We start from the raw sequence: 20,568 nt of genomic DNA on the forward strand, positions 1-20,568 counted from the left end.
TATTGGCGAGCCTCAATCATCCAAGTTGCCGTGTGCCACTATCCAGGAAGCAAAAGGCGACCAGTTGAATCCGGACGACGTTACAACCGGCGCGACCGTTGTCATCGGCGCCTCGGCTAAACTCAAAACGGATGATGAAGTCGTGGTCACCGTTGAGATAGAAGGCGCCGCCCCCACTCTTCTTCCTTCTTATCTGGTGAAGCTTGAGGAAGAAGACCACGAACTGTCCTCGATCAAGGTGCCTCACAGTGTGATCAATGCCGCAGAAGGCAAGAGCATCGTGTTGACTTATACCGTCAAGCGAAAGGCTGGTGGCACGGATGGGCCGTCTGCTCCAAGCATTTACGATGTACGCAGGATAACTAGCCCGGTGCCTGATTTTGAAGGCTTTGATACTGCTCCGCTGGGTGAACTTCAGATTGGAGTTCCCTTGGTTCTTCCAACCATGATTATCAACAAGAGGGCGGGAAGTGTCTCAATAAGGGATACGGCACAGCCAAATATAAACATCCAGGGTAAATATATTTTCTTTGCGTCCGGTTCAAACTTCAGCATTGACTTACTGAAACCCATAAAGATATTTCGTTTTACAGCCGTGATTGGCAATGGATTGAGAATTGAATACTACGACGGAGCAACACTGCTGGAAAACAAGACTTACTCATACAATACAAACCCCTCGTTTGTTTATTCAGTACCACCCGACAGAGCCCTTACACGGCTACTGGTTTATGGCATGAGCACTAGCTATCTTGACAATATATTCTTTGATTTAGCGCTACCCCTTTAAATGAGCCAACTGCCGCAGGCCGCGATTTTTTGATTTTTTTGTCAAAGACAGGGCCAAAGATCGCAGCCTGCGGCAACTCCCGCCTAGAGGCCTTCGCCCGCTCGCGATTGGGCCAGAACTGCTGGCGCCTATTCCTTGGGCACCACGTTGTCCAGCGCCTGATTCACCGCCAACTCCCCCAGCATCACCACTTGGGCAATGCCCAGCGCGGTATTGCGGCTCGGCCCCTCCAGCATCCCGGCGAAGTCACCGAGCATGACCGTGGCCGAGGCCAGGGATTCGCAGGCGTTGGCCAGCAGGGATTCGGTGTCGGTTTGCGGGTTGACCATGAACATGCTGCTGGGGCTGTAAGGCGTCGCCATGATGTGCGCGGGCGCGAGGTAGTGATCGAGGGCGCGTTCGGCGGCTTCGTGGAGTTTTCGGGAGTTGAGGGTTTCGTAGGGTGACACCGGGTCTGTGGCCGGCGGATTGGGTGGGGTTTCGGGCATCAGCGGGAACTCCGATCGAGGTACTTTGAAAGGATTACTCACTGTAGGAGCTGCCGAAGGCTGCGATCTTTTGATGTTGGTTTTAAAAGCAAGATCAAAAGATCGCAGCCTTCGGCAGCTCCTACAGGGGGCCGCGTGATTAGTTCGGGATGCGGCGGCCGTCCAGCACTCGGTTGACCATCAGTTCACTGAGCATGATCACCTGATGCAGCATCAGCATGGCCCGGCGCTGTGGGTTGTCGACGACGTCGCCGATGTCGCGGGCCATGTCACTGGCGGCGGCTAATGATTCGCAGGCTTCGACGAGCAAGGTTTCTTCGTCCACGGTGGGGTCGATGAGGAAGATTCTGCTTGATTTGCCTGACGGTACTGAGGGGATGGAGATCTTCAGTGCGCCGGGGTTGAGGTAGAAGTTGATGGCGCGGTCGGTTGCCGCTTTTATCTTCTGTGGGTCGAGGGCCGGGTCGTATGGGATCGGGTCGACGTCCGGGGGGTTGGGTGTGGCTTTGAACATGGATGAAACTCCGTATCGAGAATAGGAGCCATCACCCTCGCTACCAAACGATGGGTGGCGGCCATGCGCGGGTTGGTAGACCGGTCGATACGGAACCCGGCGCTCACGAATGAGCCCCACGCATGTCCACCATATAAAGCTGAGCCGCAAAAGAGAGGCTGCATAAGGTGACGCCATACGACCGTACCGAAATGGGCTACCAAACCCGATCACTGTTTTCCAGTGACAGGGAAACGATAAGCCCGACGCATAGCCGTGTAAGCCGGCGGATTCTGGCGTACGCGTAGGTAACGGCGCAAGGCGTTGTAGCCGTTATGGCGTAACGGTTCGTGTACTTTAAACGTGGTTGCGGGGTGCGTTTATGTGCGGGGTCTGCTCTGTTGTTTTGATGTTGTCTGGCAGGCCGCTTTCGCGAGCAAGCCCGCTCCCACAGTTGGATTGAGTGCATTCAGTTGGGGATTGGTCGGCTCGTAGGCCGCCATCGCCAGCAGGCTGGCTCCCACAATTTGATCGAGTGCATTCAGTCAGGGATTGGTCGGCTCATAGGCCGCCATCGCCAGCAGTCTGGCTCCCACAATTGGATTGAGTGCATTCAGTTGGGGATTGGTCGGCTCGTAGGCCGCCATCGCTGGCAAGCCAGCTCCCACAATTTGATCGAAAGCATTCCGTCAGGGATTGGTCGGCTCATAGGCCGCCATCGCCAGCAGGCTGGCTCCCACAATTGGAATGAGTGCATTCAGTTGGGGATTGGTCGGCTCGTAGGCCGCCATCGCTGGCAAGCCAGCTCCCACAATTTGACCGAGAGTATTCAGTCAGGGATTGGTCGACTGGTAGGCCGCTTTCGCGAGCAGGCTCGCTCCCACGGGGGAGCTTTGTTGTTCACAAAATGGTGAGCAGCATGAATCCAATGTGGGAGCGAGCCTGCTCGCGAAGGCTGACTCACTGGCAACACCGTTCTCCAGACAGAAAAAACCCGCCGTCCCGACTGATCGGAACGGCGGGTTTTGTCGTTTCAGGCCTTGATCACACCGTGTCCACTTTCAGCGAATGATCATTGAGCATGCCGCTGATGATCGTCGCCGTGTCGTGTCCGCTGGCGATCACCCCGCCCGCCCCCGGCGTTACACCGTAGTGGCTGGCGAGGTTGACGCCGGCCAGGTCGATGGTCTGGTTCGGCGTCGCGCCGGCGATGGCACTGACATTGATGCTGGTCAGCACCGACGCGCCGCTGCCGGTGACGGTGAAGTGCAGGTAGTCGTCGAGCGATGCGGTGGTGCCGTTTTCACCTTGCAGCAGTTGCGACAGGTCGAGCTTGTCGGTGCCGGGTGTGAAGTCGGTGATGGTGTCGTGGCCACTGTTGCCCTTGAGGTACTGGAAGGTGTCGGCTCCCGGCCCGCCGGTCAGGGTGTTGTTGCCCATACCGCCGATCAGCAGGTCATCGCCACCGCCACCGTTGAGGATGTCGTTGCCCAGACCGCCGTTGATCACGTTGTTATTGTTGTCACCGGTGAGGGTGTCATTGAAGTTCGAACCGATGAGATTTTCGACGTTGGTAATGGTGTCGATGCCGGCGCCGATGGTGTTTTGCGGCACGAGCAGGCTCAGGTTGACCGTGACCCCGGCCGTCGCATGCGCATAGCTCACGGTGTCGATGCCGGTACCGCCATCAAGGATGTCGTTGCCCGGGCCGCTGTAGAGCAAGTCGTTGCCGGCGCCGCCGTGCATTTCGTTGTTGCCTGAACCGCCGCTGAGCACATCATTGCCGTCGCCACCGTTAAGGATGTTGTTGCCGGTGCCGGCCACCAGAATGTCATCCCCCGACGTACCGGTGAGCGTATGACCGTCCTGATAAGTGATGCTGACGTTGGCCGTGTCGCTGCCGCCATGGTTGTCGTTGGCGGTGTAGGTGCCGTTGAAGTCTGGCGTCACGTCGTGGGCGCCGGCGTAGTTGACCGTCATGGTCAGTTGGTAATTTTCCGCCGCCGTCGGGTTGCTGCCGCTGGTGTTGCTGATGTTGGTGACGTGAATCTGGTAGGTGCCGTCGGCGCTGGCGGTGATGGTGCCGCCGTCGGCGATGCTGACGAACGCGCCACCGTTGACCGAGTACTCCATGGTGACGTGGCCGGCCGCCAGGTTGTGATCCAGGTTCAGCGTTTCGCCCTGTTTCAGTTTGACGGTGATCAGGTCTTCATCGTTGGCATTGGCGGTGGTCACCGCACCGAGGTAACCGCTGACCACCAGCACGGCGGTCATCGCTGCGGTGTTGGCGGCGAACGCAGCGCGTACGTCGGCCAGGTTCTGGTTGGCAGAGGTGTTGCCGGTGCCGGCGAAGTTGATCGCGCCGGTGCCGGTGAAGTCCGCACCCTTGGCCGCCCAACCGGTGTTGAAGGTGGTTGGCGATGCAGTCAGCGGATCGCCGTCCGGGTCGCTGTCGTTGGCCAGCAACAACTCGCCCGGCACCGTGACCGTGCTCGACAGCACGTTGGTGATGACATGGTCGTCGACCGCCACGGGTGGCGAGTTGGGGATCACTTTCACGGTCAGCGTCGAGCTGGCGAGGTCGCCGTCGTTGTCGCTGAGGGTGAAACCGATGTTCTCGGTGATCACGGTGGTCGTGGTTTTCTGTGAGATGTAGGTGTAATCGCCAGTGTCGAGGTTGATCTGCAGCGTGCCGCTGTTGTTGGTGGCGATGCTCAGGGTGTTGGTCGTGGTGTCGAAGGTGCCGTGGTTGGTGCCACCGCTCGCGACCAACGAACCTTGGCCGCCGTTGGCTTTCGGGTCATAGGTGTACGTGGTGCCATCGACCACTATGGATTTGATGAAACCACCATCGGCGCCGAAGGTGCCCGTGTCACCCAGCAGAGAGCCGGTGACCGGCGCGCCAACTACGGTGCCCGACAACACCGAGTTGAGCTGATTGAGGTCGGTGACCACCACCGCATTGGTGTCGGTGTGGCTGATGCCGTCATAGGCCAATGGATCGAGGTTGGCGTTGCTCACGCCGCTGCCCAGGCCGATGGCGTAGTTCTTGATGTTGTTGGCATCGAGGAAGGCTTTGAGTGCGGTCTCGTCGGCGCTGCCGATTTCCTGGCCGGCGGTGGGTTTACCGTCGGAGAAGAAGTAACCGATGTTCTGCGCACCGTCCTGTTTGCCGGCGGTGTTGAACGCGGTCTGCATGGCCGCCACGGCGGCGTCGTAGTTGGTGCCGCCGCCGGCGGTGAGGCCGGCCAGCAGGGTTTTGGCGGTGGCCACATCGACCCACACCGAGGTGCGGTCAGTGGCGCTGCTGCTGAAGGTCACCAGCTGCACTTTCACATCGCCGAGGTCGTCATATTTGTCGAGCAAGGCGCTGATCGCCTGTTTGGCCAACGCCAGCCGTGACAGGCCCGGCACGCCGGACGCGTCGGCCATGCTGCCGGAAATGTCGAGGACGATGAGGATGTTGGAGTCGATCTCTACCGCCGCTACCGAGCGATCCGACGGCACGGCTTTGGGCACGTCATCGACGATGTTGACCACGATGGTGCTGGTGGTGCTGTTGCCCAGCGCATCGGTGGCTTTGTAGGTGAAACTTTCGCTGAGGGTGTTGGCCCCATCGTTGGCGCTTGGCGTGGTTTTCGGTGCCGAAGTCAGGGTGTAGGTGTACGTGCCGTCAGCGTTGAGCTGGATCTGCCCGTACTGGCCAGTCGAACTGCCGACCAACGTGTACGTGATCGCGCCACTGCCACCGGTGACCGCACCAACCAGTGTGCCGGTGGCGGTTTCGCCGGTGCTGGTCGGGTCGCTGCCGGTGACCGTGCCGGGGGCCAGGTCCTGGCCATCCTTGGTCAGGTCGAGGGCTTTTTCGTAGACCGTGACGTCCTGATCCACCGAGGCCACCAGTTTGCTGTCGGCAACGTTGATGGTGATGGTGGTGGTGCTTTCGTCACCGTCGCCATCGCGGATGGTGTAGGTGAACGTATCGGTGGCGCCCGGTGGGCTCACCGAGTTCGGGTTGCTGTGGTAAACGGCGTTGCCCGCCGCGTCCAGGGTCAGGTAGCCGTAGGTGCCATTGATGTTGCTGTTGAGGCCGCCGATCGCCGAGCTCGCGGTGTTGCTGCCGGCACGCACGCCCACCACAGCCCCACCCGCCGCTGCGCCGTCGGCACCGGTGACGTCGTTACCGAGCACGCTGATGTTGACCGTGCCGCCCTCCGTCATCGAGCCGGTATCGGCTTTGGCGGTCGGCAAGTCGTCGATGATGTTGACATTGATCTGCCCGGACGCCGTGCTGCCGTCGCCATCGGTGGCGACCACGTTGAAATTCTCGGTGAGGCTGTTGGCGCCGTTGCCGGTCGGGTGTGCGTCGTTATGCACCAGGGTATAGCTGTAGGTCACGACACCCGTGGTCGGGTTATAGCCGGAGATGGTCAGCGTACTGCCCAGCGGCGTGGTGATCGATTGCGGGAAACCTGCGGCCACACCATTGGTGACCACGGCAATACCGCCGACAGTCAGGGTTTGCAGACCGTCGAGCGCAGTCACGGTGAAAGTGCCGCTTTGGGTCAGTGCCGTGGCGTCCGGCGCACTGCCGTTGCCAAGGTTTTTTTCGTAGACAGTGAGTTCGCCGCCGTTGACGTCGAGACCGTTGAGGATCACCGGATCGTCGTTGTTGTGGATCTGCAGGACGAGGTTTGCGGTGCTGGTATCGCCGTCCGAATCGGTGATGGTGTAGGTGAAGGTTTCGGTGCCATTGCCGCCGCCGTGCAGGTTTTTGAAATCGGCGTCGGTTGGGTTGAGCGTGTAGGTGTAAGTACCGTCTGTGTGCAGTTCCAGGGTGCCGTAGGTTCCGGTGAAAGTACCGGCAGTCACTGGGCCGGTCGGAACACGGTCAGCACCCTGCACGTCATTGGTAAGGACGTTGCCGGTCAGCGTCAGGTTGGTTTCCGAAGCAGTGCCGGTGTTGCTGTCGTTCACTGCTTTTGGCAGGTCGTCGATGATATTCACATCGAGGGTGGCGTTGGCAGTGGTGCCGTTGTCGTCGACGACGGTGACGGCGAATTGCTCGGGCAGGTTGTTCGCACCGTTGCCGGTTGGATGGGCATCGTTGTGATCCAACGTGTAGCTGTAACTGACCACGCCGGTCGTTGCGTTGAAACCGGTGATGGTCAGCGTGCTGCCGAGCGGTGTGGTGACGGATTGCGGGAAGCCGGCCGCTACGCCGTTGGTGACCACGGCGATGCCGCCGACGGTCAGCGTCGTCACGCCATCGAGTGCGGTGATGGTGAACGTGCCGCTCTGGGTCAGCGCGTTGGCATCGGGCGCGCTACCGGTGCTGAGGTTTTTTTCGTAAACCGTCAGCTCGCCGCCGTTCACATCCAGGCCGCTGATGACCACCGGATCGTCGTTGTTGTGGATCTGCAGGACGAGGTTTGCGGTGCTGGTATCGCCGTCAGAGTCGGTGATGGTGTAGGTGAAGGTCTCCGTGCCATTGCCGCCGCCGTGCAGGTTTTTGAAGTCGGCGTCGGTGGGATTGAGCGTGTAGGTGTAAGTGCCGTCTGTGTGCAGTTCGAGCGAACCGTAAGTGCCGGTGAAGGTGCCAGCGGTGACGGGGCCGGTAGGTACGCGGTCGGCGCCTTGTACGTCGTTGGTCAGCACGTTGCCGGTCAGCGTCAGATTGGTTTCCGAAGCGGTGCCGGTGTTGGCATCGTTCACCGCTTTGGGCACGTCGTCGATCACGTTGACGTCGAGGGTCGCGTTGGCGGTGGTGCCGTTGTCGTCCACCACGGTGACGGCGAACTGCTCAGGCAAGGTATTCGCACCATTGCCGGTTGGATGGGCGTCGTTGTGGTCGAGGGTGTAGCTGTAGCTGACCACGCCGGTCGTTGCGTTGAAACCGGTGATGGTGAGCGTGCTGCCCAATGGCGTGGTGACTGATTGCGGGAAGCCTGCGGCCACGCCGTTGGTGACCACGGCGATACCACCGACGGTCAGCGTGGTGACGCCGTCCAGAGCGGTAATGGTGAAGGTGCCGCTTTGGGTCAGCGCGTTGGCGTCAGGAGCGCTGCCGGTGCTGAGGTTTTTTTCGTAAACGGTGAGTTCGCCGCCGTTTACGTCGAGGCCGGTGATAACCACGGGATCGTCGTTGTTGTGGATCTGCAGGACGAGGTTTGCGGTGCTGGTATCGCCATCGGAGTCGGTGATGGTGTAGGTGAACGTTTCAGTACCATTGCCGCCGCCGTGCAGGTTTTTGAAGTCGGCGTCGGTCGGGTTGAGCGTGTAGGTGTAGGTGCCGTCAGTGTGCAGTTCCAGGGTGCCGTAAGTGCCGTTGAAAGTCCCGGCAGTCACGGGGCCGGTGGGTACGCGGTCGGCGCCCTGCACGTCGTTAGTCAGCACATTGCCGGTCAGCGTGAGGTTGGTTTCCGAGGCGGTGCCGGTATTGCTGTCGTTCACCGCTTTCGGCAGGTCGTCGATGATGTTGACGTCGAGGGTTGCGTTGGCGGTGGTGCCGTTGTCATCGACCACGGTGACGGCGAACTGCTCGGGCAGGTTGTTCGCGCCGTTGGCGGTTGGGTGCGCGTCGTTGTGGTCGAGGGTGTAGCTGTAGCTGACAACACCGGTGGCCGCGTTGAAACCGGTGATGGTCAGCGTGCTGCCCAGCGGTGTGGTGACGGATTGCGGGAAGCCTGCGGCTACGCCATTGGTGACCACGGCAATGCCGCCGACGGTGAGCGTTGTCACGCCGTCCAAAGCGGTGATGGTGAAGGTGCCGCTTTGGGTCAGCGCGTTGGCATCAGGAGCACTACCGGTGCTTAGGTTTTTTTCGTAAACCGTCAGCTCGCCGCCGTTTACGTCGAGGCCGCTGATGACCACCGGATCGTCGTTGTTGTGGATCTGCAGGACGAGGTTTGCGGTGCTGGTATCGCCGTCGGAATCGGTGATGGTGTAGGTGAAGGTTTCGGTGCCATTGCCTCCGCCGTGCAGGTTTTTGAAGTCGGCGTCGGTTGGGTTGAGCGTGTAGGTGTAAGTGCCGTCTGTGTGCAGTTCCAGGGTGCCGTAGGTTCCGGTGAAAGTACCGGCAGTCACTGGGCCGGTCGGAACACGGTCAGCACCCTGCACGTCGTTGGTCAGGACATTTCCGGTCAGGGTCAGATTGGTTTCCGAAGCGGTGCCGGTGTTGGCATCGTTCACCGCTTTGGGCACGTCGTCGATCACGTTGACGTCGAGGGTGGCGTTGGCGGTGGTGCCGTTGTCGTCCACCACCGTGACGGCGAACTGTTCCGGCAGGTTGTTTGCGCCATTGCCGGTTGGATGGGCGTCGTTGTGGTCGAGGGTGTAGCTGTAGCTGACAACACCGGTGGCCGCGTTGAAACCAGTGATGGTCAGCGTGCTGCCCAATGGCGTGGTGACCGATTGCGGGAAGCCTGCGGCCACACCGTTGGTGACCACCGCGATGCCGCCGACAGTGAGCGTTGTCACGCCGTCCAAAGCGGTGATCGTGAAGGTGCCGCTCTGGGTCAGCGCATTGGCATCAGGAGAGCTGCCGGTACTTAGGTTTTTTTCGTAAACGGTGAGTTCGCCGCCGTTCACATCCAGGCCGCTGATGACCACCGGATCGTCGTTGTTGTGGATCTGCAGGACGAGGTTCGCAGTGCTGGTATCACCGTCCGAATCGGTGATGGTGTAGGTGAACGTTTCAGTACCATTGCCGCCGCCATGCAGGTTTTTGAAATCGGCATCGGTCGGGTTCAGCGTGTAGGTGTAAGTGCCATCGGAGTGCAGTTCAAGCGAGCCGTAAGTGCCAGTGAAGGTGCCAGCAGTGACGGGGCCGGTGGGTACACGGTCAGCACCCTGCACGTCGTTGGTCAGCACGTTGCCGGTCAGGGTCAGGTTGGTTTCCGAGGCAGTACCAGTGTTGCTGTCATCGACGGCTTTGGGCACGTCGTCAATGATGTTCGCGCTGATGGTGGTATTGGCGGTGCTGCCATTGTCGTCCGTCACCGTCACGGCAAACTGTTCGGGCAATGTGTTGGCGCCATTGCCGGTCGGGTGCGCGTCGTTGTGGTTGAGGGTGTAGCTGTAGGTGAGAACGCCGGTCGCCGCGTTGAATCCGGTGACGGTCAGCGTGCTGCCCAAAGGCGTGGTGATCGATTGCGGGAAGCCTGCGGCCACGCCATTTGTGACCACGGCGATACCGCCCACCATCAGCGTGGTGACGCCGTCCGGCGCGGTGATGGTGAGGCTGCCGTTTTGCGTCAACGCCGCTGCATCGGGCGCACTGCCGCTGCCGAGATTGGCCTCATTCACGGTCAGCACGCCGCCATTGATACCGTTATTGATCGTCACCGGATCATCGTTGTTGTGGATCTGCAGCACCAGATTCGCGGTGCTGCTGTCACCGTCGGAATCGGTGATGGTGTAGGCGAACGTTTCAGTACCGTTGCCACCACCGTGCAGGTTTTTGAAATCGGCGTCGCTGGTGTTCAGGGTGTAGGTGTAAGTGCCATCGGCGTGCAGCACCAAAGTGCCGTAGGTTCCCGTGAAAGTACCGGGGGTGACCGGCCCGCCAGCGACGCGGTCAGCACCTTGTACGTCATTGGTCAGCACGTTGCCGATCAGCGTCAGATTGGTTTCCGACGCGGTGCCGGTGTTGCTGTCATTCACCGCTCGGGGCACGTCGTCGATGATGTTGACGTCGAGCGAGCCGGTGGCGCTGTCGCCATTGCTGTCACCCGCCGTCACGGTGAAATGCTCGCTCAGGCTGTTGGCACCGCCACCGGCCGGATGGGCGTCATTGCCATTGAGGGTGTAGCTGTAGCTGACCACGCCGGTGCTCGCGTTGTAACCGGTGATGGTCAGGGTGTTGCCCAACTGGGTGGTGATCGACTGCGGAAAACCGACGGCCACGCCACCGCTGATCACGTTGATGCCGCCGATGTTCAGGCTGCTCAGACCGTCCGGGGCGCTCACGGTAAAGCTGCCGGTTTGAATCAGCGCAGCGGGGTTGGCGGCAGAGCCGTCGGGCAGATTGGCTTCGTTGACGGTCAGTTCACCGCCCGGCACCGACAGGCCACTGAGCGTCACCGGATTATTCACCGCTGGCGGCACCACTGGCGCCGGAGTGTTGTCGCCGTTGTTATCGACGATGTAGTGCCGTTCCAGGGGAAACTCGGGAATCCCGTTGAAACCGGCGGTGGGGAAACCAATTCGCGGATCGACGCGTCCGCCGACTTCCGTCAGCAACACAAAACTGTGGCCACCACCCAGTTCCCCCGGTACACCCGTTGGCGCATTCGGCCCGGCAGCAGTCGCTTCGGCGGCTTTGGTCGGGTCTTCACCGGCGGCGATGGCTTTCTGGATTTGCTCAACGTCGGTCAATTGCGCTTCGGTCGGGGTCAGCGCTTCTGGCGAATCGACATGCGGCGCCTGATTGGCCAACAACTGCCCGGTCATGGTCATGCTGCTGTCGCGACCCAGGGTCAACTCGTGGCCATTTTGCAGATGAACGGCGACGACACCTTCTGCCCCGGTGATCACTTGATCGCCGGCAAACAGGCGATCGCCCTCGACCAGGGCGCGGCGAGTGCCGTCGGTGCCCTGCGCAAAAACCTGACCAATGACTTTAGTGACGATCCCGATGAGCGTTGCCATGTGAATTTCCTCCGCTGCCGACCACCGTCGGCACTGGTTCGCGAAGCAGCCCATGGCTCAATCGGGTTGCCGGGGTGACGCTCACACCTCGGCAGTTCGTTTCGCAGGCAGCGCAAACAAGGAAACTTCAGTGCGATCAAGCACTTAAAACTCCTGATCAATGCAGCAAACCCACTAACGCTACGTAACGGTGGTGAATCACCCGAGTGACAAAAAAATGTCGCTCATCTGCCGCTACGCGTCCCTCCCCTTCAGCATTACTTCGCCGTATGTCGCAAAGTGAATGGAACTTTCCTCAAGCCTTTCCGTGCACCCTGATGCGCGGAAAACAAAGGCTTTCGTCCTGAACAATGTCCCGGATTTGTCGCAGCGCATAAGTTTTTTTTGGCATAACCCTTATGAAAATTTTTTCTTAGCTACGCTTCAGGATGTTCTTAGCTCTGTTGTTACAAGAGTGAAACGCTTAAACCTCAAAATATCGTCAAATATTTGGCGACAGTAACACACCATCAGGACCAGGGAGATGCACCCATGCGCGTTTTAACCCCCCTCTGCAGCGCGGTTTTGCTGGCCATGGCTTGCACTTCCGAAGCTCAGGCCATGAACCTGACCGACGCGATACAAAGCACCATCGCCACCCACCCTGAACTCGCCTCGCGCGTGGACGCCAAACTGTCTGCCGACGAGCAGGTGAAAGTGGCCAAGGGCGGCTTTTATCCGTCCGTGGATTTGAACGCTGCTTACGGTCGCGGCTACAGCGACAACACCAATACGCGGGCCTTGACTCCCAGCGGTCACAACACCGAAATCCTCAACTACACCCAGTCCGAATTACGCTTGCGGCAGATGCTGTTCGACGGTTTCAACACCGCCAACGAGGTCGAGCGCACCAAGGGCGTGTCCAACTCGCGCGCCTATTACGCGCAAGGCACCGCCCAGGATCTGGCCCTGCGCACCATTGAGGTCTACCTCGAAGTGCTCAAGCGCCGCGAACTGGTGACCTTGGCCAAGAACAACCTGCAAGCGCACTTGCGGGTCAACGATCAGATCGGCCTGCGCACCCAGCGCGGTATCGGCAGCACCGCAGACTCCGATCAGTCGGTCGCCCGTAAAGCGTTGGCGGAGAACAACCTCGACACCGCCGAAGTCGATCTGGCCGACGCCGAATCGAACTTCTACGCCGTGGTCGGGCGCATGCCCGATGAACTGGAAACGCCGCCCTCGACCCGCGGTGAAATCCCCACCAGCCTGCCGGAAGCCCAGCAGAGCATGGTCGAGAACAACCCGTATCTGAAATCCGCCCAGGCTGACGTGCAGTCGGCCGAGAGCCAGTACGAAGTCGCCAAGTCGCCGTTCTATCCACGTTTCGATGCAGAGGCGGCGGTGGGCGCGAACAACAACGTGCAAGGTGATGAAGGCCACGACAACGAATGGCGCGTGGGCGTGATCATGAACTACAACCTGTTCCGTGGCGGCAGCGACAAGGCCCGGCTGGCGTCCGATGCACACCAGATCAATCAGGCAATGGACATTCGCAACAACGCCCTGCGGCAGTTGAACGAGAACATCCACCTGGCGTGGAACGCCATGGTCAACGCGAAGAAACAGACCCCGACCGCCCGTGAATACGCCGAAACCACCAAGCGTGTGCGCGCGGCGTATCAGGATCAGTTCGGTCTGGGCCAACGTACCCTGCTCGACTTGCTCGACAGTGAAAACGAGCTCTACAACGCCAACCGTCGCTACACCGAAATCCGCTACACCGAGGAATATTCGATGTACCGCGTACTGGCGAACATGGGCCAGTTGCTGAGCAAGCAACGGGTGGTGCTGCCGGCCGATGCGATAGCCGCAACCGATGTGAAGAATGAAGCACGCCTGCCCGAACTGAAGTAAGTCCCACGATCCATTGTGGCGAGGGAGCTTGCTCCCGCTGGGTTGCGCAGCGACCCCAAAAACGTTCAACGATGAAGATTTTGTGAGTGCTGCGCACTCAAGCGGGAGCAAGCTCCCTCGCCACAAGGTTGGACCAGTCATTACAGGGGCGATCAATATGACCAGCATGGCCGAAGGCGGACACTCCGGGATCGATCCGCGGCTGAGCTTCGATGACCCGTTACTCGACGGTCTGTTGATCCTCTGCAAACTGCATGGCGCGACGGTGAGTCGCGCCAGTCTGAGTGCCGGGCTGCCCCTGAACAAGCAACGCCTGAGCCTGGATCTGCTGCCCCGCGCAGCGGCCCGGGCCGGTTTGCAGGCGCGCTTGTTGCGCCGCGAGCTAAAGGATATTTCTGCGCTGAATCTGCCGATCCTGTTGCTGCTCAAGGATGGGCGCACCGCCGTATTGCGGCGTTTTGGCGATGACGGCAAAGCGCTGATCCTGCCCAGCGAAGCCGATGGCGGCGAGCAATGGGTCGAGCGCGAAGAACTCGCCGAACACTACAGCGGCCAGGCCTTGTTCGCCCGTCCGCGCCACGAACTCGAAGACTTGCGCTCACCGCTGGTGCCACGGGTCCACGCCTGGTTTCGCGACACCCTCAAGCTGTCGAAATGGCTGTACAGCGATGCGATCCTCGCCAGTTTTCTGATCAACCTTTTAGGCCTGATGGTGCCGCTGTTCGTGATGCAGACCTACGACCGCGTGGTGCCGAATCAGGCCACCTCGACCCTGTGGGTATTGGCGATCGGCCTGCTGATCGGTACCGGCTTCGAGCTGGTGCTGCGGGTGGTGCGCGCGCACCTGCTGGACACCGCCGGCAAGAAAACCGATGTGATCCTTTCCGCGACTTTATTCGAGCGCATCACCGGCATGTCGATGAAAGCACGGCCGGCGACCATCGGCGGTTTCGCCCAGAGCATTCATGACTTTCAGGGCTTGCGCGAATTCCTCACCGCCGTGACCCTGACCAGCCTGATCGACCTGCCCTTCGTGGTGTTGATGCTGGTGGTGATCGGTCTGCTCGGTGGCTGGCTGGTGGTGATTCCGCTGCTGGCGTTTCCGATCACGATCATCTTCGCCATGGTGATTCAGGCGCGCCTGCGCGACACCGTGCAAAAGAGTCTGAGCCTGGGTGCGGAACGGCAGGCGCTGCTGATCGAAACCCTCGGTGGTCTGGAAACCCTCAAGGCCTGCGGCGCCGAAAGCGAGCGCCAGCACAAATGGGAAAGCACCCACGGTGCCCTCACCCGCCTCGACAGCCACGCACGCAACCTCTCGGCATTGGCCACCAACGGCACGCTGTTCATCCAACAGTTTTCCGGGATGGCGACGATTGTTGCCGGGGTCTACAGCATCATCGCCGGCAACCTCAGCGTCGGCGCGCTGGTGGCCAGCTACATGCTCGGCAGCCGCGTACTCGCGCCGCTGGGGCAGATCGCCGGGCTGATCACCCGCTACCAGCAAGCGCAACTGACCATGAAAAGCACCGACGCGCTGATGGGCCTGCCGCAGGAGCGCGACGGCAAGCAGCGGCCACTGGAACGCACGCAACTGCAAGGTGCGCTGGACGTCAGCGGCGTGACCTTTCACTACAACGGCCAGAACGCGCCGGCGCTGAGCAACGTCAGCTTCAGCATGAAACCCGGCGAGCGGATCGGCATCATCGGCCGCAGCGGCTCGGGCAAAAGCACCCTGGCGCGGCTGGTGATGGGCTTCTATGAACCCGAGGAAGGCCAGTTGCTGCTCGACGGCCTCGACCTGCGGCAACTGGATGTCGCCGACCTGCGCCAGCAGATCGGTTATGTCGCCCACGACCTGCCGCTTTTGGCCGGCAGCCTGCGCGACAACCTGACCCTCGGCGCCCGCTACATCAGCGACTCACGCATGCTCGAAGTCGCCGAGCTGACAGGCGTCACCGAACTGGCCCGCCAGCATCCACAAGGGTTCGACCGGCCAGTGGGCGAGCGCGGCCAGCTACTTTCCGGCGGCCAGCGTCAGGCCGTTTTACTCGCTCGGGCATTGCTGCTCGACCCACCGATCATGCTGCTCGACGAACCCACCAGCGCCATGGACAACAGCAGCGAAGACCTGCTGCGCCAGAAGCTCCACGGCTGGGTTCAAGGCAAAACACTGCTGCTGGTCACCCACCGCACCTCGATGCTGAGCCTGGTGGACCGGTTGCTGGTGCTGGACAACGGCCGGGTCGTCGCCGACGGCCCGAAAGAAGCGGTCATCGATGCACTGCGCAAGGGCCGCGTCGGCTCGGCGGCGGTTTAGATGCGTGCACATAATTTATGGCTCTCACAAAACCTGTGGCGAGGGGATTTATCCCCGATGGGCTGCGCAGCAGCCCCAAAGACTCTGAGGGCGCTTCGCACCCTATCGGGGATAAATCCCCTCACCACAAGTGAGTGTTCCGGGCGACGCATGGGTTGTGCGGTTTGATGTTTCTTAACTGAGGGGTATCGCCCCATGTCTGCATCTTCAGATAGCAAATCACGCGGCTACTTCAACAGTTTCGGCAAAAGCGCCGAAGCCGAGTTCATGCCGGAAACCGCTGGCGCGGCGCTGCAGGATTCGCCGCGCTGGTCGCGGATCACCGTGTGGCTCGCGGCGGCGCTGCTGATCAGTGCGCTGGTCTGGGCCAAGTTCGCCGTGCTTGAAGAAGTGACCATGGGCGAAGGCAAGGCGATTCCGTCAAGCAAGGTCCAGGTGATCCAAAACCTGGAGGGCGGGATCGTCACCGAGATTTTCGTGCGTGAAGGGCAGATGGTGAACAAGGGCGACAAGCTGTTGCGCCTGGATGACACGCGTTTCCTGTCGAACAAAGGTGAGAGCGAGGCCGACCGTTACGCCCTGACCGCGCAAGTCGAGCGCCTCTCCGCCGAAGCCGAGGGCCGTCCGTTCAAACTGTCTGACGAGGTGATCGCCAAGGCGCCACAGGTCGCCGAAGACGAGCGCGCGCTGTACGACCAACGCCAGCGCCGCCTGGCCAGCGAACAACGCACCCTCACCGAACAGCTGCGGCAGAAGACCCAGGAACTGGCGGAGTTTCGCTCCAAGCAAGGTCAGTACAGTTCCAGCCTGGCGCTATTGCAGCAAGAGATGAACATGTCGGCGCCGCTGGTCGGCACCGGTGCGGTGTCACCGGTGGAGATCCTGCGACTCAAGCGCAGCGCGGTGGAGATTCGCGGTTCGCTGAATGCGACGACCCTGGCGATTCCACGGGCGGAATCGGCAATCAACGAGATCAAGAGCAAGATCGACGAATCGGAACAGACTTTCCGTTCCGACGCCGCCAAGGACCTCAATCAGAAACGCACCGACCTGTCGAAAATCACTGCGTCGAGCATCGCCATCGACGACCGGGTCAGCCGCACCACCGTGACTTCGCCAGTACACGGGGTGATCAAGCAACTCAAAGTCAACACCATCGGCGGCGTGGTGCAACCGGGCAGCGACATGGTGGAAATCGTACCGCTGGAAGACAACCTGTTGATCGAGGCCAAGGTGCGTCCGCAAGACGTCGCGTTCCTGCACCCGGGCCAGAAGGCCATGGTCAAGTTCAGCGCTTACGACTACACGATCTACGGCGGGCTGAGCGCGAAACTCGAACTGATCGGCGCCGACACCATCACCGATGACAAGGGCAACAGCTTCTACCTGATTCAGGTGCGCACCGATAAAAACCATTTGGGCGGGGATGTGAAACCGCTGCTGATCATCCCGGGGATGGTGGCGACGGTGGACATTATTACCGGGGAGAAAAGTGTGCTGGATTACCTGCTCAAACCGGTGCTCAAAGCCCGGACTGAGGCGATGCGTGAGCGGTAGGCATTGTTGAGAGTTGCGGTGATTGATCCAACGCCTTCGCGAGCAAGCCCGCTCCACAGTTGGAATGCATTCCCCCTGTGGGAGCGGGCTTGCTCGCGAAGAGGCCCGCACCAACACCCATTATTTTGAATGATTACGCTGAAAAACCTCCTCCCCCATCGCCGCAATCTGCCCCTCGATCAACGCCTCGAACGGTTTGAGCAACGGCGCAAACGTGGTCGGCGCTTCAAGGGTTTCCAGCGCCTGCACAATCGCCTCAATCGTCGACAACGCCCCCGGCCCCGGTGCCTTGCGCAACCGATAACGCGACACCCCGCCCGCGGCCAGCGTCACCCGTGGCAACGCCGCCAGCAACGGATTGAGGTGGAGCATCTTGCGCGCCTTGCGCCAGGTGCCATCCGGCACCACCAACAGCAGCGGTTGGTCAGACTCGCGATAAGCCTGCAACGGCTGCGCATCGTCGGCGGGAAACAGCAACCGCGCCTGATACCCCGGCCGGTTGAGCAGCGCGGGTAAATCCTCGAACACCTCACCGACAATCAGCTCGGCATTGGTCAAACCCAACGCCGCCAGTCGCGCGGTATTGAGCGCGTGATTGACCTCGCTCGGATGCTGCAACAGCAACACTCGGGTGCGGCTATCGAGGCTCGGGATCAGCGGGCACAGGCAATGGGTTTGTGGGCGCAGGCAGCGCGGGCATTGGGGTCTGGACATGGTCTTTACGCCTGATTCAACTGCGCTTTGAGCAGATCACGGAAGGTCTGGATCAGCGGTTCGCGGCTGCGGCCCCGGCGCATGATCATCGAGAACGGCGCCTGATAACCGAAGGTCGCCGGCAGCAACACGCGCAAGTCGCCCTTGTCGGCCCAGGCCTGAGCGTAGTGCTCCGGCAGGTAACCGATGTAGGCACCAGAGAGCACCAGAATCAGCTGCGCTTCCATACTTTCCACGGTCGCCGCGCTGTGCTTGAAACCATGGCGCGCCAGCTCCGCCTGACTCCAGTAACCACGACCGACCATGCGCTGCTGAGTGATGACCTGCTCGGGAATCCGCCGCTCGTTGAACAGCGGGTGCCGGCTGCTGCAATACAGCCAGTGCTGTTCGCGGTACAGAGGCATGTACACCAGACCGCTCATGCGCGTGGAGAACGCACCGATGGCCAGATCGAGGCGATTGTCCTGCACACCGAGTTGCAGTTCGTAGGGGCTCATCACCGACAGGTGCAAATGCACCGCCGGGTGTTCCTGACTGTAGGCGCCGATGGCTTCGGCGAACGGCAAGGCCTTGTCGCTGACAGTGGAGTCGATCACCCCGAGATTCAGCGTGCCACGCAGTTCGCCCTTGAGCGCGGCGGCGTATTGCTCAAAGCCTTCAAGCTCGGCCAGCAGGCGCAGGGTTTCCTGATGGAACAGCTCACCCTTGCTGGTCAGGCTGAACCCACCCCGCCCGCGATGGCACAGCACCAGACCGAGCGCGGCTTCGAGCTGGCTCATGTAGGTGCTGATCGCCGAGGTCGACAGGTTGAGTTCCTGTTGCGCATTGGCGAAGCCCTGATGCCGGACCACGCTGACGAAGATGCGCAATAGTTTCAGGTCGGGTAAAGCGTTGGCCATGTCTACTCCATCACAAGAAGCATTCGGTGCGTCCGAAGAGACACAGTCCCTGTGGGAGCGGGCTTGCTCGCGAAGGCGTCGTATCAGTTGGCATCCATGTTGCTGACACACCGCATTCGCGAGCAAGCCCGCTCCCACACAGGCGTCATGTTCACCCCGGCGAACAGCGACGAGTCTATCTCCAGCCTCAGCATTAGTTTAGAAAAATCTGAACTAAGTTTTTGCCCGTAGCGATTCTTCCCCCGCACTACATTTCGCAGAATCGGCCCCACAGCGGCGTCCGAACCTGTGTTCATCGGTGCGCCGACATAAATAAAACAAAGACGATGAGGCCCTACCCGTGGACAAGATTCTTCACCAACCACTGGGCGGCAACGAAATGCCGCGCTTCGGCGGCATCGCCACCATGCTCCGACTCCCCCATGTACCGACCGCTGCCGGCCTGGACGCTGCCTTCGTTGGCGTGCCCCTGGACATCGGTACTTCGCTGCGCCCCGGCACTCGCTTCGGGCCGCGCGACATCCGCACCGAATCGGTGATGATCCGCCCGTACAACATGGCCACCGGCGCCGCGCCGTTCGACTCGCTGTCGGTCGCCGACATCGGTGACGTGGCGATCAACACCTTCAACCTGCTCGACGCCGTGCGCATCATCGAAGAAGCCTACGACAACATCCTCGAGCACAACGTGATCCCGATGACCCTGGGTGGCGACCACACCATCACCCTGCCGATCCTGCGGGCGATTCACAAGAAGCACGGCAAGGTCGGTCTGGTGCACATCGATGCCCACGCTGACGTCAACGATCACATGTTCGGCGAGAAAATCGCCCACGGCACAACCTTCCGTCGCGCCGTCGAAGAAGGTCTGCTGGACTGCGACCGCGTGGTGCAGATTGGTCTGCGCGCACAGGGCTACACCGCTGACGACTTCAACTGGAGCCGCGATCAGGGTTTCCGCGTAGTGCAGGCCGAAGAGTGCTGGCACAAGTCGCTGGCACCGCTGATGGCTGAAGTGCGCGAGAAAGTCGGCGGCGGTCCGGTGTACCTGAGCTTCGACATCGATGGTATCGACCCGGCCTGGGCGCCTGGCACCGGCACCCCGGAAATCGGGGGTCTGACGACCATTCAGGCGATTGAAATCGTTCGCGGCTGTCAGGGCCTCGACCTGATCGGCTGCGATCTGGTAGAAGTCTCGCCCGCTTACGACACCACCGGCAACACCTCGCTGCTGGCCGCCAACCTGCTGTACGAAATGCTCTGCGTACTGCCGGGCGTGGTCCACCGCTGAGGGTTCGGCCATGAACGAACGTGATCAGGTGTTGAAAGCGGCTGCCGATCTGGTGTCCGCCTTCGCTCGCAACGATCGCGAAGCTTATTTCGGCGCGTTCAGCGCCGATGCAAGTTTCGTGTTTTACACCCTCGAACAGCCGCTGCTGTCGCGCGATGCCTATCAGGCGTTGTGGGATAGCTGGCGCGCCGAGGATGGCTTCGAAGTGTTGTCGTGCACTTCGAGCAACGCTTTCGTCAGCCTGCAAGGTGACGTGGCGGTGTTTGTCCATGACGTGGCCACCGAGCTGCGCATGCAAGGGGAGCAACATTTCAGCCAGGAGCGCGAGACGATTGTTTTCAAGAAACAAGCGTCGAGCCTAGAACAACAAGGCCATTGGCTGGCCTGCCATGAACATTTGTCCGCAATGCCGGAAGGGCTGCCACCCCCTTAGCCAAAACAGGTGACGCTCACGCACGATGAGCGCGCC

11 protein-coding genes are annotated in these 20,568 nt (G+C 60.7%); 6 read left to right on the forward strand and 5 right to left on the reverse strand.

Annotated elements, in window-relative coordinates; genetic code table 11:
- Nucleotides 1-790: hypothetical protein (locus tag M0814_RS19775; RefSeq protein WP_247868522.1), on the forward strand; the 790-nt coding region annotated here is incomplete at its 5' end.
- 128 nt (nucleotides 791-918) lie between these two features.
- Here M0814_RS19775 and M0814_RS19780 read toward each other — a convergent pair.
- The 3 genes from M0814_RS19780 to M0814_RS19790 all read right to left on the reverse strand — a co-directional run bounded on the left by M0814_RS19780 (nucleotide 919) and on the right by M0814_RS19790 (nucleotide 11,422).
- Entirely contained in the window at nucleotides 919-1,278 is a 360-nt protein-coding gene (locus tag M0814_RS19780) for a DUF6124 family protein (protein WP_112997846.1), read from the reverse strand.
- 139 nt (nucleotides 1,279-1,417) lie between these two features.
- Nucleotides 1,418-1,792: a hypothetical protein gene (locus tag M0814_RS19785; RefSeq protein ID WP_112997847.1), complete on the reverse strand. Its 375-nt coding sequence runs from the start codon at nucleotides 1,790-1,792 to the stop codon at nucleotides 1,418-1,420.
- Between the two features lie 1,023 nt (nucleotides 1,793-2,815).
- Nucleotides 2,816-11,422, reverse strand: a complete 8,607-nt coding sequence (locus M0814_RS19790) for a retention module-containing protein (RefSeq protein WP_112997848.1) — start codon at nucleotides 11,420-11,422, stop codon at nucleotides 2,816-2,818.
- A 531-nt stretch (nucleotides 11,423-11,953) separates the two neighbouring features.
- Here M0814_RS19790 and M0814_RS19795 point away from each other — a divergent pair.
- From M0814_RS19795 to M0814_RS19805, 3 genes are all read left to right on the forward strand, one after another.
- Nucleotides 11,954-13,318, forward strand: a complete 1,365-nt coding sequence (locus M0814_RS19795; protein WP_103486549.1) for a TolC family outer membrane protein — start codon at nucleotides 11,954-11,956, stop codon at nucleotides 13,316-13,318.
- Nucleotides 13,319-13,475: 157 nt separating this feature from the next.
- Nucleotides 13,476-15,638 (forward strand): type I secretion system permease/ATPase, encoded by a 2,163-nt coding sequence (locus tag M0814_RS19800; protein ID WP_103486550.1) that lies wholly within the window; start codon nucleotides 13,476-13,478, stop codon nucleotides 15,636-15,638.
- 195 nt (nucleotides 15,639-15,833) lie between these two features.
- Nucleotides 15,834-17,195, forward strand: coding sequence for an HlyD family type I secretion periplasmic adaptor subunit (locus M0814_RS19805; RefSeq protein ID WP_103486551.1), 1,362 nt, complete (start codon nucleotides 15,834-15,836; stop codon nucleotides 17,193-17,195).
- A 120-nt stretch (nucleotides 17,196-17,315) separates the two neighbouring features.
- Here M0814_RS19805 and M0814_RS19810 read toward each other — a convergent pair whose 3' ends face one another.
- Both M0814_RS19810 and M0814_RS19815 read right to left on the reverse strand, forming a co-directional pair.
- Nucleotides 17,316-17,909, reverse strand: coding sequence for a DTW domain-containing protein (locus M0814_RS19810; RefSeq protein ID WP_103486552.1), 594 nt, complete (start codon nucleotides 17,907-17,909; stop codon nucleotides 17,316-17,318).
- Between the two features lie 5 nt (nucleotides 17,910-17,914).
- A complete protein-coding gene (locus M0814_RS19815; RefSeq protein WP_007956593.1) occupies nucleotides 17,915-18,808 on the reverse strand; it encodes a LysR family transcriptional regulator in 894 nt (297 codons plus the stop codon).
- A gap of 340 nt (nucleotides 18,809-19,148) precedes the next feature.
- On the opposite strand from M0814_RS19815, the gene speB reads away from it, so the two are divergent.
- Together speB and M0814_RS19825 are read left to right on the forward strand one after the other, a co-directional pair.
- Nucleotides 19,149-20,099, forward strand: a complete 951-nt coding sequence (speB, locus tag M0814_RS19820; protein WP_003222717.1) for an agmatinase — start codon at nucleotides 19,149-19,151, stop codon at nucleotides 20,097-20,099.
- Between the two features lie 10 nt (nucleotides 20,100-20,109).
- Nucleotides 20,110-20,532 (forward strand): nuclear transport factor 2 family protein, encoded by a 423-nt coding sequence (locus tag M0814_RS19825; RefSeq protein WP_003222716.1) that lies wholly within the window; start codon nucleotides 20,110-20,112, stop codon nucleotides 20,530-20,532.
- Nucleotides 20,533-20,568 lie beyond the last annotated feature (36 nt).

The sequence above is a fragment of the Pseudomonas sp. MWU12-2020 genome, assembly GCF_023100605.1.
GTDB classification, from domain to species: Bacteria; Pseudomonadota; Gammaproteobacteria; order Pseudomonadales; family Pseudomonadaceae; genus Aquipseudomonas; species Aquipseudomonas fluorescens_H.